Here is a 15,171-nt window from a genome sequence, read left to right as displayed (position 1 = left end):
GTAAAAAAAGATGTCTAACTAAAACATTCAGTTTTGAGTGAACAATCACTCAATTAAATAAAACGCACGTAAGTGTGGCGATGATGGCAAGAAGGATACACCTGTTCCCATGCCGAACACAGAAGTTAAGTTTCTTAGCGCCGAGGGTAGTGAGGGGTTTCCCCTTGTGAGAGTAGGACGTCGCCATGCTGTACGCGTTTTTTTTTTGGAAAAAATGCACAATTTATGCTAAAGAAAGCAGACCAAATCTCAATTGATTCGGGCTGCTTTCTTTTTATTTTTTAATCCCTTTTAGGAATATTTGTGAAACATTAAAGTTTTCGTCAAGAGCTATTAGATCTGCATCATAACCTTCTTGAATAACCCCTATTGTAGGACATGATAGTAGATTAGAAGGTGTTTTAGCTGCCATTTCGATACTATCTCCTAAAGGAATTCCCATTTCAGTGCTAATTTTTAAGGCTTGGTTCATGGTCACTGTACTAGATGCGAGTGTTCCATCTTTAAGTGTGGCAATCCCTTCTTTAACTGTAACCTCATGTCCACCGAAATGATAATGTCCATCGCCTACGCCCATTGCTTGAAGAGCGTCTGTGATTAAGACCATATTATTGGCTTGTTTTGTTTTATGCATTAATCGGACCATTCCAGGATGTAAATGTACATTGTCTATTATTGCTTGAATGCTTACTCGGTCATCTTCTAAAGCTGCTGTAGTAATTCCTGGAGATCTATGGTGAATGGCTGGCATGGCATTACAACAGTGAGTGATATGATTAATGCCGCGATTGAAAGCATCTTGGGCTTCTTCATACGTTGCATTTGTGTGTCCGGCTGCAACCACGATATTTTGTGCGATTAAGTAATCAATGACTTCATCAGTTCCCGGTAGTTCTGGAGCAATGGTGACCATCTTGATGAGACCTTCAGCTTGTTCTACGATATTTTTGATTTCAGTTAGGTCTGGTAAGCGTAGGTAATTGGGATCTTGCATCCCTTTTTTAATTGGATTAAGGTAAGGTCCTTCTAAATGGATACCGAGAATTTTTGCTCCTTCTTCTTTTCCAATGACTTTTTTAGTTGCTGCGATCATGTTTAAAAGTTGTTCCAATGATGAAGTGACTGAGGTGACTAAAAAACCTGTGCAGCCTGTTTCTAAACATTTCTTTGATACTTCTTGAATACTTTTAGTTGTGCCGTCCATCATGTCGTAATGATTAGCTCCGTGAATGTGAACGTCAATCATTCCTGGAATAAGTAGTTGTTTTTCAAGGTTAATGATGTGATCAAAATTTTCTGGGTTAATTTCTTCTGAAGCTGTGGATATGTTTTTAATAAGTTGATTCTCAATGATAATATCCACAAGTTGTTCTTTGTTGTTGTTGATAATTGTTGCTTGTTTTAAAAGTGTTTGCATGATTGTTTCTCCTATTCTGAAATGATTTGAATATTGTGTTCTAGTAATTCATTTTGAATTTCGTTTGGCAGAGTTTGATTTGTAACGAGCAGATCAATATTTTCCCAGTTTATTTTAAAGGAAGTTGTTTGATTTATTTTGGTGCTATCTACTAGTAAGACTACTTTTTTAGCTTGTTGTTTTAGTTGTTGATGAAGCTCAAGGTCATCTAATTCATCAAAAAAGATGCCTTCTTTTGAGACACCACTTGCTCCGATAAAGGCGATATCGAAATGAAAATGGTTAAGTTGAGAAATAATCATAGGACCTGTTAATAAGTGTGAGTCTGGTTGGTAATAACCGCTCAATAGATAAACGTTGTTTTTGTTTTCTGAATAACGAACCGCGTTATCCACAGAATTAGTCACAAAAAGGGTATTATTAAATGTTTTTTCTTTTCCCAGTAGCTCAACGGTTGTGGATACATCTAACCAGATTGTTTGGTTTTCTTGAATCAAGTGGTGAGCCTTTTTTGTGAGTGTTTCTTTTTCAAAGCTGTGAGTAATTAGTCGGTTTTGGTAATCGGTCAGTTGTTGTTTGATGACGGGAAGTTTAATACCTCCTTTTGTTCGTTCAGCTAGGTCTTGTTCTAGTAACTTTAAGATATCTCGTCTGGCAGTATCTTTTGAAATGTTAAAGTAATTCATTAATTCTTCCTGCTTGATTTGTTTCTTTTCTTCTAATAATTGAATCGTTTGGATGAGTCTTTCGTCTTGATTCATCTGATCACCTCTTTAATTATATTTAAGTTTCATTCTTGTTTGTTTAAGTATTTATAAGTTTTGTTAAGTTTAATATACGATATTTTATGTTTTTTGACAAATGTTATGGTAATTTTCTTGACTTTAATAAAGAACACAGATAATATTATTATCAAATTCTAATATTTCTAATTATATTTTAATGTAAAAAAGGGGGAAACAAGGGATGAAAATGAAGCGAATGGTTCAAGGGATGATGGTAGGGTCTTTAACGTTACTGGTGGCTTGTGGTAATAATGAGGAGTCAAAGGATAAGAAGAGCACTAAAAAAGAGAGTAAGACAGAGCGTCAAACCTTAAAAGTTGTGGAGTCTGCAGAGTTGCCTTCGATGGATTTATCTAAGGCAACAGATGTGGTGAGTTTTTCTGCGATTAGTCAGGTAATGGAAGGGTTATATGAGTTTGCGGATGATAGCACGAGTCAGCCGGCTTTGGCTAAGGCTGTTGTTGAACCTACAGATGATGGAAAAAAATATACAATTGAGTTGAAAGAAGACGGTAAATGGAGTAATGGAGATCCTGTGACGGCTCATGATTTTGTTTATTCATGGCAACGCTCAGCGGATCCGAAGACGGCTTCTGAGTATGCTCATTTGTTTGAAGGATTTAAAAATTACGAGGCAATCAAAAAAGGTGAGAAGGCACCAACTGAATTAGGAGTGAAAGCTAAAGATGATTACACCTTAGAAATTGAGTTAGATCATCCGATTCCTTACTTGAGTTCTTTACTAGCTAAACCGACGTTCTATCCGCAACATCAAAAGACGGTGGAGGAAAAAGGTGATAAATACGCAACAAGTAGTGAAAATTTAATTTACAATGGGGCATTTAAATTAGAGGGCTGGGATGGTACGAATATTTCATGGAAATATGTTAAAAATGACCAGTACCGTGAAGCTAAAAACATTAAGCTAGATGAAATCGACGTTCAAGTAGTGAAGGAAAATGGCACGAGTTTAAACATGTTCCAAGCCAACGAAGTGGATATTATTCAAGTGAAGGGTGAATTTGCGCAGCAGCAAGCAGATAACAAAGATTTAGTGTTACGTGAGTATCCGTCAACTTATTACTTGCAATATAATCTCAAAAATAAATTAGTGGCAAATAAAAATGTGCGTGAAGCCATTACGTATGCTATTGATTCGGAACAACTAGTAACAAGCATCTTAGGGGATGGTTCTAAGAAAATCGATGGATTTGTTCCAACTGGAATTGTTAATCCGAAAACAGGAAAAGATTTTGCGAAAGAATCAGGTCAACTCTTTAAGAGTGATGAAAAAGAGGCGAAAGCTGCTTGGGAAAAAGCTAAGAAAGAATTAGGCAATGAAAAGCTAGAGTTTAATTTGTTGGCTTCTGATACGGATTTGGCGAAGAAGACAGCGGAATATTTACAAGGGACACTTGAAACGGAACTTAAGGGCTTGAAAGTGAATGTCACAACGGTTCCTTTTGCCAATCGTTTAGATAAGATGTCAAAAGGAGATTTCGATGTGGTGCTTGCTGGTTGGGCAGCGACGTTTGGCGATCCTTATGATTTCTTACAACTTGCTAACACTGGAACGGTTCAGAATTATGGTAAGTGGGAAAATCCAACTTACGCGAAGTTATTAGAAGAGTCATCAACAACTTATTCTAATGACAATGAGAAACGTTGGGAAACATTGATTGAAGCTCATAAGGAAATGATGAAAGAATTACCTTACACACCGCTTTACCAAAGTAGTGAGAGCTTCTTAGTGAAGCCAGATGTGAAAGGGTTAGTGTACCGAGCTTTAGGTAGTCCGTACTATAAAAATGTTTCAAAAGAGTAAGAAAAAAACAGGTCGACTAATGAATGTTAGTCTGCCTGTTCTTTTTTTGCTTCTTTTTGTTTTGAAATAATTGAGCCGGCACAGCCAATAATAAAAAGGATGCCGAACATGAAAAAGTAGAAGCCATCCATCTTGAATAGGACAATCTCTGTTCCAGAAACTAAGCCGACGATGAGCATAATGAGCCCCGCCACAAGTCCTGCTACTTCAAATTTATATTGTTTAATAAAATCCATTTTGTCACCTCAATGTGGGGAAATTTTAATTTATTTGCTTATAATAAAGCATGAGTCTTATATTTATTTTATTACTTTATGAATTGAAAGTAAAGATAGTGTCAAAATAGAGGGAATAAATTGTTTTTTATAAGTTCTTAAATAAAGCCTTCCTAGAAAAAAAGTCTAGTTTGTGGTATTTTAAACAAAGTGATTCATTAAAAAAATGTATAAGGAGATTGGAATAAATGAAGAAAAGTACAGTGTTGTTAGGTCTTTTGGCTGCTATGTCAGTCGTGTTAGTAAGTTGTGGAACTGAAAAACCAGCAAAAGAGTCTACAAAAGATAAAAAAGAGGAAAAAAACTTATCTCTTAGTGTAGGAACTATGCCAGCAGTGGATAGTTTACCTGTTTATATTGCGGATAAAAAAGGTTTCTTTAAAGAAGAAGGATTGGATTTGGATTTACAAAGTTTCAAATCACCTAAAGATCGTGATGCGGCGCTATCAAGTGGTAATTTAGATGGTGCGAATACGGATTTAATCGCTTTAAGCACATATCTACAAGGTGGATTGGATGTCAAAGTGGTGAGTCAATCGACTGGTAATTTTTCGATTTTAACTGGAAATGACGAGATTAAAAGTTTAGCAGATTTAGAAGGTAAAAAAGTGGGTCATTTGAAAAATCAAGCACCTTACTACTTTTTAAATGAAGCCCTGAAAAAGGAAAACATCGACCCAAGCAAAGTGGGCTACGAAGAAGTGCCTCAAATTCCGGTTAGAATTGAGTTAGTTAAAAATCAAAAGCTTGATGCCACGGTTGTTCCTGAGCCTTTTAGAACGATTGGTCTTGCTAATGGGTTGAGAGAATTAGGAAATAGTAATGAGATGGGAATTCATGCCACTATTTTTGGCTTTACAGCTGAGAGTTTAAAAGATAATAAAGAGGCAGTCGAAGCTTTCTATCGTGGTTATAACAAAGGTGTGGACTACATTAATGAGCACAAATTAGATGATTACTATGATGTCTTGAAAGAAAAAATTGGTTTTACAGATGAAATTAAAGACCAAGTGAAATTACCTGAGTATACTCATGCTAAACAAATTGAGGAAGAGCAATTAACCAATGCGTTTAATTGGTCTAAAGAGCAAGGGATTTATAAAAAAGAATTTAAGTCATCAGATATTTTAAGTCCATTATTAAAGGATTAACTCATGTTAGAAATTAAAAAAATGACCACTGCTTACCATGAGCAAGTGGTCTTAAAAAACATTGATTTAGGCGTTAGAGAAACAGATATTTTGGCATTGATTGGTCCGAGTGGGACGGGAAAATCAACGTTGATTAATAGTATTACCAATTTACATCCGATTGTTTCAGGAGATATTTTACTGAATGGTCAAAAAGTGGATACGAAGAAACAAACGATTGGTTGGATTCCTCAAAACTACGGATTATTACCCTGGAAAACGGTGGCAGATAATATTAATATGGGATTGAAGATTAGAGGAAAAGTAGCAACGGAGAAAGAAACTTTTGAAAAATTAGTTTCGGAGCTTGGTCTAGGCGAGTTGCTAAAAAAATACCCACACCAACTTAGTGGAGGGCAACAACAACGGGTGTCGATTGCCAGGGCGATGGTCATGAATTCAGATTTATATTTACTGGATGAGCCATTTTCAGCTCTCGATGCTATTACACGTGAAAAGATGCAGACGTTGTTTTTAAGTGAATGGCAGAAACGCCAAGCACCAACGATTGTGATTACTCATGATGTGGAAGAGGCGGTTTTCTTAGGAAGTAAAATTGCTTTATTATCAGGAAAACCTGGGGAGATAGTTAAGATATGGGATAATCCAAGTTTTTCATTACCTCTCGAGGAGAAACGTTTGAGTGACTCCTTCTATCAAACCATTCAAGAGATAAGAGAGGTGTTGACCGAGCATGACAAAGAAAAATAGAGGACTTCACGCGCTACTTGCTTTCTTAATCTTAAATGGTTTGTGGGCTTTAGCTAGTTGGAGCTTGAAGCAAGAGATGCTTCCGAGTCCTGTGGCTGTCTATCAGCATCTTTTTCAAATGGATATGGGTAACTTAGGATTACACGTTTATAATAGCTTGGTTCGCCTATTTTGGGGCATGTTGATTGCTGTGGTTCTTGGTTTTGGTATTGGTCTTTTAATGGGACGTGTGGAAATCATGAATCGTTTGCTTGATCCGATTGTTTACCTGACTTATCCGATTCCTAAGATTGCGCTACTGCCGATTATCATGTTGTTGTTTGGTTTAGGGAATCTATCTAAAATTATTTTGATTACCTTGATTGTGGTGTTTCAGGTAATTTTATCTGTGCGAGATGGAATTAAGGCGATTCCTGAGAGTTATTATAAAAATCTGCAAGTCCTTGGAGCCAGTTCATGGCAGCAATTTGTAGAGATTACATTACCAGCTGGTGTGGCGTCGATTTTAAGTGCGATTCGAATTGCTTTAGGAACGGCGATTGCAATTCTTTTCTTTACAGAGGTTTATGGGACGCAATTTGGTTTGGGATATTTTGTAATGGATGCTTGGGGTCGATTGGATTATTTAGATATGTATAGTGGTATTTTAGTGTTAAGTGCAGTCGCTTTTCTGTTGTTTTTAGGAATTGACTTACTTGAAAGACGATTGTTGAGATGGAGAGAGAGTATATAAAAAAAGAAGGAACTCACGGAAATTGCTTTTAAAATTTTTGAGAGTTCCTTTTTATTCCTGTTGAAGTTACGTCTGTGGCACCGTTTATTCGTAGACATACGCCAAATTTTTTTCCTCCAGTTGCTTGGAGTTAAGCGCCTTTTTCATCACGCTTATATTAAATATTAATGAGTGTTTTGTTTTAGATCTTTGGGTAAAAATAACAAAATAAATAGATTTAACTTTTTTATTCGTTTGATTGTAAAAAAGATAGAGGATAAAATAACCGAAACTTTCTTTTTTGCCTAATACTCCTAATTTAACATTTAAAAGAAAATAGACTATCATATTATTTTTGTCTTTTATTCTAATTTGAACTGTGCTTTAATAGTAAAAATGGAAAAAAAGGGGAAGATGGATTGTGTCGAAATATCAACGTAAAGTTTTAGTCTCAACAGCAGCAGGAATTGGTTTGGAAAATATGGATATCATGTTTTTAGCTTTTTCTTTATCATCAATTATTACATCATTAAATGTTACTAGCGTTCAAGCTGGTTTTATATCAACTATCACCAATTTAGGTATGCTTGTGGGTGGTATTTTTTTTGGGCTTTTAGCCGATAAGTTTGGTCGTGTGAAGATTTTTTCTTACACTGTTATCACATTCTCAGTGGCATCACTCTTGATGATGTTTGCTAGCAATATTTACTGGATTTACTTATTCCGCTTTATCGCAGGGATTGGTGCTGGTGGTGAGTACGGGGCGTGTATGTCTCTTGTTTCTGAAACATTTAATAAGAAACACTTGGCTCGTGCCACGTCAGTTGTAGCCATTGGAGGACAGGTTGGTGCAATCATGGCAGCGATTTTGGCCTCATTAATCATTCCAGTGTTTGGTTGGAAAATGCTTTATGTGATTGGTGTGTTACCCGTTTTACTAGTGTTAGTAATTAGAAAAGATTTAAAAGAGCCAGAAGATTTTTCAGAATTAAAAGAAGACGGGGACAAAGCGAAGTTTGGTTTATTGTTTAAAGATGTTAAAACGACTTGGCAAACAGTTGGGCTTTCTTTAATGGTAACAGTTCAAATCGCAGGCTACTTTGGTTTGATGAACTGGTTACCGTCGATTATGCAAAAACAATTAGGATTATCAGTATCAGGTTCATCATTATGGATGATTAGTACAATTTTCGGAATGTCACTAGGGATGTTAACTTTTGGAACAATTATGGATAAATTAGGACCTCGTTTGTCATTTGGTTTATTCTTAATCGCTTCAGCCTTGTCAGTGTACTTATTAACTCTAGCTAAAGGACAATGGTCATTACTTTTAGCAGCGGTTGTGGTAGGTTACTTTATTAACGGAATGTACGGTGGATACGGTGCAATCATTAGTTTCTTATACCCAACAGAAATTAGAGCCACAGCTAATAACTTTATTATGAATGTGGGACGTGCCATTGGTGGTTTTTCGTCAGTCGTGATTGGTTTCTTAATGGATAATTATTCACTAACAGTGGTTGTGATGTTCCTTTCAGTTATCTACATTATTAGTTTATGCATCATGTTAAATATTCCTGGCTTAAAGAAATATCAAGCAAATTAAAAAACTTACAAAAAGTGAGCATATTATTTTACTAACTAAAAGTTAGCTGTTATTATTGCTTTATTAACAAAACAATAAAACTTAAAAACGAAAAGGAAAGTGAAATATATGTCTAACTTTATTACAGCATTAAAAAATCGTCGTTCAATTTACCATTTAGGAGAAAATATCTCTTTATCTGAAACAGAAGTAGAAAACTTAATTAAAGAAGTTGTTAGAGAATCACCATCATCATTCAACTCTCAAACACAACGTGTGGTTATTCTTTTTGGAGAATCTAACCAAAAATTATGGAGCATCACTGAAGATGCATTAAAAGTAGTTACTCCAGCAGAAGCATTTGAAGGAACTCAAGCTAAATTAAAAAGCTTTGCAGCAGGTAAAGGATCAATTCTTTTCTTTGAAGACATGGATGTTGTGAAATCATTACAAGAACAATTCGCTTTATATGCAGATAACTTCCCAATCTGGTCAGAACAAGCAAGTGGTTTAACTCAAGCCAACGTTTGGACTGCATTAGCTGAAGAAAATATTGGAGCAAGCTTACAACATTACAACCCATTAATCGACGATGCTGTTGCTAAAGAATGGGAAATCCCAGCTTCTTGGAAATTAAGAGCACAAATGCCATTTGGTTCAATCGAAACACCTGCTGGCGAAAAAGAATACATGAACGATGCAGATCGTTTTAAAACTTTTAAATAATTAAAATAGAAAAGAGGATGACCAAAATTTTTGGTCATCCTCTTTTTATAGTCGGGGATAAAAAGTCTGCTCCTTCAACAACTTCACTAATAACGATCAATTGAAAAAGCCAATTGTTCTTTATTACCTCCAGTTGCTCGGAGCAAAACGACTTTTTATCCACCTTTATCTTTTCTGTAACTTAGAATGTCTTAATCCATAACTTAGGTAAAAGACTAAGCCGATAATCATCCAAATGGTTACGGCTACTTTAGTAAAGCTTGGTAACATGATGATGAAGTAAATACTAAAGAGACTGGCAACGATTGGTAGAACTGGATAAAGCGGCATTTTGAAGCCATCGTTTGGAATGTCTTTTCTTTTTCTTAAAGGAATAATCCCAAATGAGATGAAGACAAAGGCAAGAAGTGTTCCTGCATTAATCAATGAAGCTAAGTCAGTTAAAGGAACCATCCCAGCAAAGAAGGCTTGAACCACTGTTGCTAAGATAATTGCTTTTTTAGGGACACTGTATTTTTTATCAACCGTTCCTAATGATTTAGGCAGTAATCCATCACGACCTAGAGCGTAAACAAGTCTTGATCCACCCATAAACATCGTAATCATAGCAGTGAAAATCCCAACCAAAGCACCGATTGAAATCAGTTTATTCCAGGCAGATAAATCAACGGCTTTTAAAGCATAGGCAGCTGGATCATCTACGTTTAACTCTGTATAGTGAACCACACCTGTTAAAACAAGTGAGAAACTAACGTAAAGAATAACAGAAACAATAACTGTGCCTAAAATTCCGCGAATCATATTTTTCTTAGGATTAATCGTCTCAGCAGAGTTAGAAGCTAAAGCATCAAAACCAATAAAAGCAAAGAAAACTGTAGCAGCAGCAGTTGAGATACCACCAAATCCAAGAGGAGCACTGTGAAACTCTTCTGGATAAAATGGGACATAGTTGTCCGTGTTGATATAGAAGAAACCAACCACAATAAACAAAATAATAATAGCAATCTTAACAATTACGGCAACATTTTCAATGTTTTTTGAAAGTGTTGCTCCTTTACTCACGATGAATGCGACCACAAAGACGATTAAGACGGCTGTGATATTGACCATTCCACCTTCTAAAGGTCCTGATTGGAGCGCTTTTGGTAAGGTGATGTTAAAGGCAGAGAGGACGTTGTTGTTGAAATAAGCAGCAAATCCTGTGGCTTCTGCGGAAACGGCTAAGAAATACTCTAAAATCAAGCCCCATCCAAGTAGCCAACCAATGACTTCCCCGAAAACCACAGAACCAAATGAATAAGCAGATCCCGCAACAGGCATGGCAGATGAAAATTCAGCATAAGCCATACCCACAAGTCCAGATAGTAGAGCGGCGACTAGAAAGGCAATCGCAACGGCAGGTCCAGCATGTTGAGCCGCTTCATGCCCTGGTAAAATGAAAATTCCGGTTCCGATAACGGCACCGATTCCCAAAGCAAGTAAGTCTCTGGCTCGTAAGCTTCTGGTTAAGTTAGCGTCAGCATTTAAAAATGTTTGTACAGATTCTTTTTTAAAGATACGAATAGTAATCTCTCCTTTTTAATGAAGGTTATTTGTTTAATTATCTAAATTGTCAGAAAATTATAAATAAAAGATTAAAGGGAAATGAGTAAAATGTCAATAAAAAAATGCTTATTTAAGTTATTAAATTAGTAAACTGTGAAATATAACTCATATAATTATTTTTGGTCCTTTAATTAAAGATAGGAAGAACAGTTAATTCTTTGCGAAAAAAAAGAAAAATATGCTAAACTATTTTTAAAGGAGTGACAAAAAATGATCAAGTCAGTTAAGTTAGCCTCTTAATATCACAAAGTTTTAATATTAGGAGGAAAAATAATGAAGTATCAAAAAATTAATCAAGAAACGTGGCATAGGAAAGAACATTTTGAAGCTTTTATGACTCAAGGAACTCGTTTTAGCTTAACGACGAAGTTAGATGTGACTAACTTTTATCAAAGAGTTAAGGAACGTGAGATGAAGTTTTATCCGGCATTCATTCATCAAGTGACGGAAGTGGTGAATGAGTTTGAGTGCTTCAAAGTGGCAATCATTGAAAATGGTGAGCTTATTTTGTGGGATCAATTAGAGCCAAACTACACAATTTCTAGTAAAGTGAGTGAGAATTTTATTAGTGTTTGGATGAAATGGGAAACAAGTGTTGAGAGCTTTCAACGAGCCTACCTAGAAACGGTGAGCGAGTATGAAATGACCACTAAAATGAGTCCACAACAAGATTACCCAGAAAATATGTTACCCATTTCTATGATTCCTTGGACGGCTTTTGATGGGTTTGATTTATCGATTAAATACAATGATAACTTTTTAGCCCCGATTATTACTGGAGGCAAAATGATGGAAGAGAATGGACGAAGATTACTTCCTTTAGCGGTACAAGTGCACCATGCAACCTGTGATGGGTTTCATGTGAGTCAGTTTTTAGCTAGACTTCAAGAAGTTTTTGATCAATTTTAGGTATGAAGGTGGACAGTGTTAGAAAAATTTTTTGATTAAAATTAATTTTTTTAAGATGAAATCAATGATATTAAGAATAAGAGACTGTTTGGTTATTCCTAAATGGAATACCAAAGGGATCTCTTATTTTTTGTCTACCTGTTTTTGGCAATAAAAAAAGCTCCTAGCTAAAACTAGGAGCAAAAAGGAGTTGTTTATTTACTTTGGAGGAGTAAATAAAATGAAAAAGTTTATTTATTAGGGTTGTTTTGTTGGTATGCTTATATATTAGCCTCAAAATGTGAAGATTATTTGAAAAGGAGTGTTTGATTTTGTGAAATTGCTTATTGGTTCAACAATGTCTCAATATCTTTCACCATATTTTTAGGGCTATCTTTAGGTGCGTATCGTTTAAAAACTTCTCCTTGTTGGTTAATCAAAAATTTAGTGAAGTTCCATTTGATACTATTACCAAGAACGCCTTTGCTATTTTTTTCTAAGTATTTAAATAGTGGTAGGGCGGAATCTCCGTTAACGAGACAAAGATCATGCATAGGAAATGTCACGCCGTATTTTAGTTGGCAAGCTTGGGCTGCGTCACTGGCAGTTGTCATTTCTTGCTTGAATTGATTGGAAGGAAATCCGAGGACAATGACATCTTTATCCTTATAAGTAGCATAGATTTCTTCTAATTCTTTAAATTGAGGAGCAAAGCCACATTTTGTTGCTGTATTAACAATAATCACGATTTTTCCCCGATATTTTTCAAGTGAGTAGGTTTCGCCGTTGTCTAAAGTTGCTGAATAATCATAGATAGTCATTGTAAAATTCCTTTCTAAAACCATTTATTTGTTAAGGTAATTATATCATAGGCGTTTTGAAACAACTGATTGAGAGGATTGCATAAAAAAAGCCCCTAGCAAGTAGCTAGAGGCAAAAAAGGAGTTGTTTATTTACTTTGGAGGAGTAAATAAAATGAAAAAGTTTGTTAGGGTTGTTTTGTTGGTATGCTTATATATTAGTCTGAAAATGTGAAGATTATTTGAATGGAATTATTCGTTTTAGTGAAAAATCGGTAAAGGAAAAATAAAGTGAAGGGGTGTTTGATTGTTATAATCTATTTTAAAGAGGTGATTTCATGGGGAAAATAAAGGAAGATAAGAAATTAATTTTAGATACTAAGAGTGCGGATAAAGAGCATGATAGTGATTTGATTGAAGATAGTTTTGTAGGTGGTAGTTGTTCTGAGGAAGAGATGCGGCTAAAATTTGAGAGATATGGTTGGGGTCAGGAAAGATAATTAAAAAAATTTAGTTAAAATAAAATTATGATACTACGAAAAAAGCCATTCTACTAAGATGGCTTTTTTATTCCGTCAATATTTCATCAAGTGATAGATTGTAAAGTTCTTTTAATGCAACCAAGTCTTCGATACTGGGCTGACTTTTATTGGTTTCCCATTTAGAGAGGGTTTGAGGCGTGATATGAAGTTCCGAGGCAATTTCTTTTTGACTTTTATTCAATTTTAAGCGGTGCTTTTTGATTGATTTTCCAAAGTTCATAGAATAACTCCTTACTTTCTGAAATTCAACGATTCGTTGAGTTTGTGAGAAAGTGCTGAATTTACTTGTGCTTATGTCGTATACTATCACAAAAGTTATATTTTTTAAATGAAAAGACCAAGTGAATCGTTATTAATGAGGTGAAGTGGGGAAGATGTTTTTAAGTGTATTATTTTTGACAGTTGTTTTGTTTTACTGTGGTAAAAAATATCAAAATCTAGCGGTTTTTAAGTATATGTACGCTAACAGATCGTGGTTGATGTTAATAAATACTTTTTTATTAGTATTTATAGTTAAACATCAAGGTGGGAGTTTACAAATAATATTGCCATTTATTTTATTATTTTTTTTCCTAAGTTTGTACTATTTATATAAAGAGTGTACGTAGTTTTATAAATGTTAGTGGATAAAATAAAAAGGAGAGATACAATGGGAGATTTAGAACGAATAAAAAAATTAACGAGTGAATGATTTGCAATACTGGGTTTTGTATTTTGGATATACACATTATTTTCATTAATTTTTAGTACGAACTTATTTGAATTTAATATGTATCAAAAAATATTTACAATATTGTTTATTGTTGTATATGTTCTAGGAAGGTACCTAGTGACAGGGAAAAAGTGATTTAATAGTAAGACGTTAAAGAAAGAGGTGCTCTTATAATAAAATATGTTTTATTATTTATGCTCGTATTTATTCCTTTTTCTTTTATTATCTTGGCTTTGTTGGGCGGTTTAAAATTTGTTGGGGTAACCTACGAAAGTAATTTATCTCTATTACTATTTGTACTCCTGTTATTTGTCATCGAGCTATGTGTAGGGAATATTGTTAAATTATTGCTCACATGGGATAGTCATCTTTTGATGAATTTTTTTGAATTACTTATTTCTCTGTATATAACTAATCTGTTGTATGATGGTGTTAATATAAAATTTATCACGATGCTTATTATATCTGTGGTTCTAACGATTTTAGAAAGCCTAATTGATTTCATAAGCGACTAAAAGCTCTCAGAAATCTACTGAGGGCTTTTAGTTATCACTATTTAATCACCAACGTTTTGATAGTCTCCCCATATTTATTAACGATATTAACTTGTTTCAAATTAGGGAATGTATAGGGGTGGACTTCTAAATTTTCATTGTTCTTCATGGTTAAATCGATTTTGCTATCAATTCTAACATCCATAATATCTGGGTCCATCACGTTAACTGAGGAAGAAGTTCCTTCCACACTGCGATAGAAAGGCAAGTTGGTTTGAATTAAAATTTCTCCTCGGTCTGTCATCTTAATTGATTCTATTTGGCTAGAGTTAGTGACCTCTTGGCTATAAATGCTTTTGTACCCTAAAATAATGACGCTGATGAATAAAAGACTGAGACCAACAATTAAATATTTAATTTTTTTTGATTGCCCTTTTCTAACTTGGGTATCTTCTGTAATTTGTCCTAACATTTTCTTATCTCCTCTCAATAATTCGTCTAGAGATATTCCAAATAAATCGCTGATGGCAACGATTGTTTCTAAGTCAGGATAATTTCGCCCAACCTCCCAACTTGAAATGGTGGATCTTGAAACGTTTAACATTTCAGCCAATTGTTCCTGCGTCCAGTTATTTTTCAATCTCTGATTTTTGACTTCCTCCGAAATATTCATAACTACGACCTCCTTGATTTCATTATCGATCTAGATAGACAAAAATGCTAGCTAGCGTACGTATCATTACTATTTTAGCACTGATACAATATGTAGCAACGTTAATTTTACGTTATTCATGATATAATTGACACAGTTAGATTGTTTTGGAAAGAGGGGTTGAGATGTTATTATTCAGTGTCGTGTTGTTTTTATTATTCCTAACATTTTTAGTTTCAGGATTGAGTATTT

Annotated in this window: 15 protein-coding genes and 1 rRNA gene; 9 read left to right on the top strand and 7 right to left on the bottom strand. The window is 34.8% G+C overall.

Translation table 11 applies throughout. The features are described from left to right. Positions 1–73: 73 nt before the first annotated feature. A 5S ribosomal RNA gene (gene rrf / locus G7082_RS04505) occupies positions 74–189 on the top strand. An 85-nt stretch (positions 190–274) separates the two neighbouring features. Here the strand turns inward: rrf and nagA are convergent. Together nagA and G7082_RS04495 are read right to left on the bottom strand one after the other, a co-directional pair. Further along, positions 275–1,417 (bottom strand): N-acetylglucosamine-6-phosphate deacetylase, encoded by a 1,143-nt coding sequence (nagA, locus tag G7082_RS04500; RefSeq protein WP_166034025.1) that lies wholly within the window; start codon positions 1,415–1,417, stop codon positions 275–277. An 11-nt stretch (positions 1,418–1,428) separates the two neighbouring features. Beyond that, positions 1,429–2,178, bottom strand: a complete 750-nt coding sequence (locus G7082_RS04495) for a DeoR/GlpR family DNA-binding transcription regulator (RefSeq protein WP_166034024.1) — start codon at positions 2,176–2,178, stop codon at positions 1,429–1,431. 205 nt (positions 2,179–2,383) lie between these two features. Here G7082_RS04495 and G7082_RS04490 point away from each other — a divergent pair, with 205 nt between their 5' ends. Next, positions 2,384–4,027, top strand: coding sequence for a peptide ABC transporter substrate-binding protein (locus G7082_RS04490; protein ID WP_238842693.1), 1,644 nt, complete (start codon positions 2,384–2,386; stop codon positions 4,025–4,027). Between the two features lie 26 nt (positions 4,028–4,053). Here G7082_RS04490 and G7082_RS04485 read toward each other — a convergent pair whose 3' ends face one another. Then, on the bottom strand, positions 4,054–4,263 hold the full coding sequence (locus G7082_RS04485; RefSeq protein WP_166034023.1) for a hypothetical protein: 210 nt from the start codon (positions 4,261–4,263) through the stop codon (positions 4,054–4,056). A gap of 227 nt (positions 4,264–4,490) precedes the next feature. Between G7082_RS04485 and G7082_RS04480 the strand changes: the two genes are divergently transcribed. The 5 genes from G7082_RS04480 (at position 4,491) to G7082_RS04460 (ending at position 9,226) form a co-directional block, all read left to right on the top strand. Next, positions 4,491–5,453, top strand: coding sequence for an ABC transporter substrate-binding protein (locus G7082_RS04480; RefSeq protein ID WP_166034022.1), 963 nt, complete (start codon positions 4,491–4,493; stop codon positions 5,451–5,453). A gap of 3 nt (positions 5,454–5,456) precedes the next feature. Next, a complete protein-coding gene (locus G7082_RS04475; protein ID WP_166034021.1) occupies positions 5,457–6,203 on the top strand; it encodes an ABC transporter ATP-binding protein in 747 nt (248 codons plus the stop codon). Next, a complete protein-coding gene (locus G7082_RS04470; protein ID WP_166034020.1) occupies positions 6,187–6,936 on the top strand; it encodes an ABC transporter permease in 750 nt (249 codons plus the stop codon). The genes G7082_RS04475 and G7082_RS04470 overlap by 17 nt, the downstream gene beginning before the upstream one ends. Before the next feature lie 400 nt (positions 6,937–7,336). Beyond that, positions 7,337–8,521 (top strand): MFS transporter, encoded by a 1,185-nt coding sequence (locus tag G7082_RS04465; protein WP_166034019.1) that lies wholly within the window; start codon positions 7,337–7,339, stop codon positions 8,519–8,521. A gap of 108 nt (positions 8,522–8,629) precedes the next feature. Continuing rightward, positions 8,630–9,226, top strand: a complete 597-nt coding sequence (locus tag G7082_RS04460) for a nitroreductase family protein (RefSeq protein ID WP_166034018.1) — start codon at positions 8,630–8,632, stop codon at positions 9,224–9,226. Positions 9,227–9,391: 165 nt separating this feature from the next. On the opposite strand, the gene G7082_RS04455 is transcribed toward G7082_RS04460, so the two are convergent. Beyond that, a complete protein-coding gene (locus tag G7082_RS04455) occupies positions 9,392–10,789 on the bottom strand; it encodes an APC family permease (protein ID WP_238842712.1) in 1,398 nt (465 codons plus the stop codon). Between the two features lie 315 nt (positions 10,790–11,104). On the opposite strand from G7082_RS04455, the gene G7082_RS04450 reads away from it, so the two are divergent. Next, positions 11,105–11,740, top strand: a complete 636-nt coding sequence (locus G7082_RS04450; RefSeq protein ID WP_166034017.1) for a CatA-like O-acetyltransferase — start codon at positions 11,105–11,107, stop codon at positions 11,738–11,740. 323 nt (positions 11,741–12,063) lie between these two features. Here the strand turns inward: G7082_RS04450 and G7082_RS04445 are convergent, their stop codons facing one another. Then, entirely contained in the window at positions 12,064–12,540 is a 477-nt protein-coding gene (locus G7082_RS04445) for a glutathione peroxidase (protein ID WP_166034016.1), read from the bottom strand. 317 nt (positions 12,541–12,857) lie between these two features. Here G7082_RS04445 and G7082_RS04440 point away from each other — a divergent pair, with 317 nt between their 5' ends. Further along, positions 12,858–13,019, top strand: coding sequence for a hypothetical protein (locus tag G7082_RS04440; protein WP_166034015.1), 162 nt, complete (start codon positions 12,858–12,860; stop codon positions 13,017–13,019). Positions 13,020–13,086: 67 nt separating this feature from the next. Here G7082_RS04440 and G7082_RS04435 read toward each other — a convergent pair whose 3' ends face one another. After that, positions 13,087–13,281 carry a helix-turn-helix domain-containing protein gene (locus tag G7082_RS04435; RefSeq protein ID WP_166034014.1) on the bottom strand — a complete coding sequence of 65 codons (195 nt, stop codon included), beginning with the start codon at positions 13,279–13,281 and terminating at the stop codon, positions 13,087–13,089. Between the two features lie 1,044 nt (positions 13,282–14,325). After that, on the bottom strand, positions 14,326–14,940 hold the full coding sequence (locus G7082_RS04425; RefSeq protein ID WP_166034012.1) for a helix-turn-helix domain-containing protein: 615 nt from the start codon (positions 14,938–14,940) through the stop codon (positions 14,326–14,328). Positions 14,941–15,171: the final 231 nt, after the last annotated feature.

Source organism: Vagococcus hydrophili (genome assembly GCF_011304195.1).
GTDB classification, from domain to species: domain Bacteria; phylum Bacillota; class Bacilli; order Lactobacillales; family Vagococcaceae; genus Vagococcus; species Vagococcus hydrophili.
The sequence above is the reverse complement of the archived record's forward strand: the minus strand, read 5'-3'. Positions and strand labels throughout refer to the sequence as shown.

Bases quoted from the DNA above. Each gene is read 5' to 3' on its own strand.
- nagA (WP_166034025.1), bottom strand. From the start codon at position 1,417: ATGCAAACACTTTTAAAACAAGCAACAATTATCAACAACAACAAAGAA.
- G7082_RS04495 (WP_166034024.1), bottom strand. From the start codon at position 2,178: ATGAATCAAGACGAAAGACTCATCCAAACGATTCAATTATTAGAAGAA.
- G7082_RS04490 (WP_238842693.1), top strand. From the start codon at position 2,384: ATGAAAATGAAGCGAATGGTTCAAGGGATGATGGTAGGGTCTTTAACG.
- G7082_RS04485 (WP_166034023.1), bottom strand. From the start codon at position 4,263: ATGGATTTTATTAAACAATATAAATTTGAAGTAGCAGGACTTGTGGCG.
- G7082_RS04480 (WP_166034022.1), top strand. From the start codon at position 4,491: ATGAAGAAAAGTACAGTGTTGTTAGGTCTTTTGGCTGCTATGTCAGTC.
- G7082_RS04475 (WP_166034021.1), top strand. From the start codon at position 5,457: ATGTTAGAAATTAAAAAAATGACCACTGCTTACCATGAGCAAGTGGTC.
- G7082_RS04470 (WP_166034020.1), top strand. From the start codon at position 6,187: ATGACAAAGAAAAATAGAGGACTTCACGCGCTACTTGCTTTCTTAATC.
- G7082_RS04460 (WP_166034018.1), top strand. From the start codon at position 8,630: ATGTCTAACTTTATTACAGCATTAAAAAATCGTCGTTCAATTTACCAT.
- G7082_RS04450 (WP_166034017.1), top strand. From the start codon at position 11,105: ATGAAGTATCAAAAAATTAATCAAGAAACGTGGCATAGGAAAGAACAT.
- G7082_RS04445 (WP_166034016.1), bottom strand. From the start codon at position 12,540: ATGACTATCTATGATTATTCAGCAACTTTAGACAACGGCGAAACCTAC.
- G7082_RS04440 (WP_166034015.1), top strand. From the start codon at position 12,858: ATGGGGAAAATAAAGGAAGATAAGAAATTAATTTTAGATACTAAGAGT.
- G7082_RS04435 (WP_166034014.1), bottom strand. From the start codon at position 13,281: ATGAACTTTGGAAAATCAATCAAAAAGCACCGCTTAAAATTGAATAAA.
- G7082_RS04425 (WP_166034012.1), bottom strand. From the start codon at position 14,940: ATGAATATTTCGGAGGAAGTCAAAAATCAGAGATTGAAAAATAACTGG.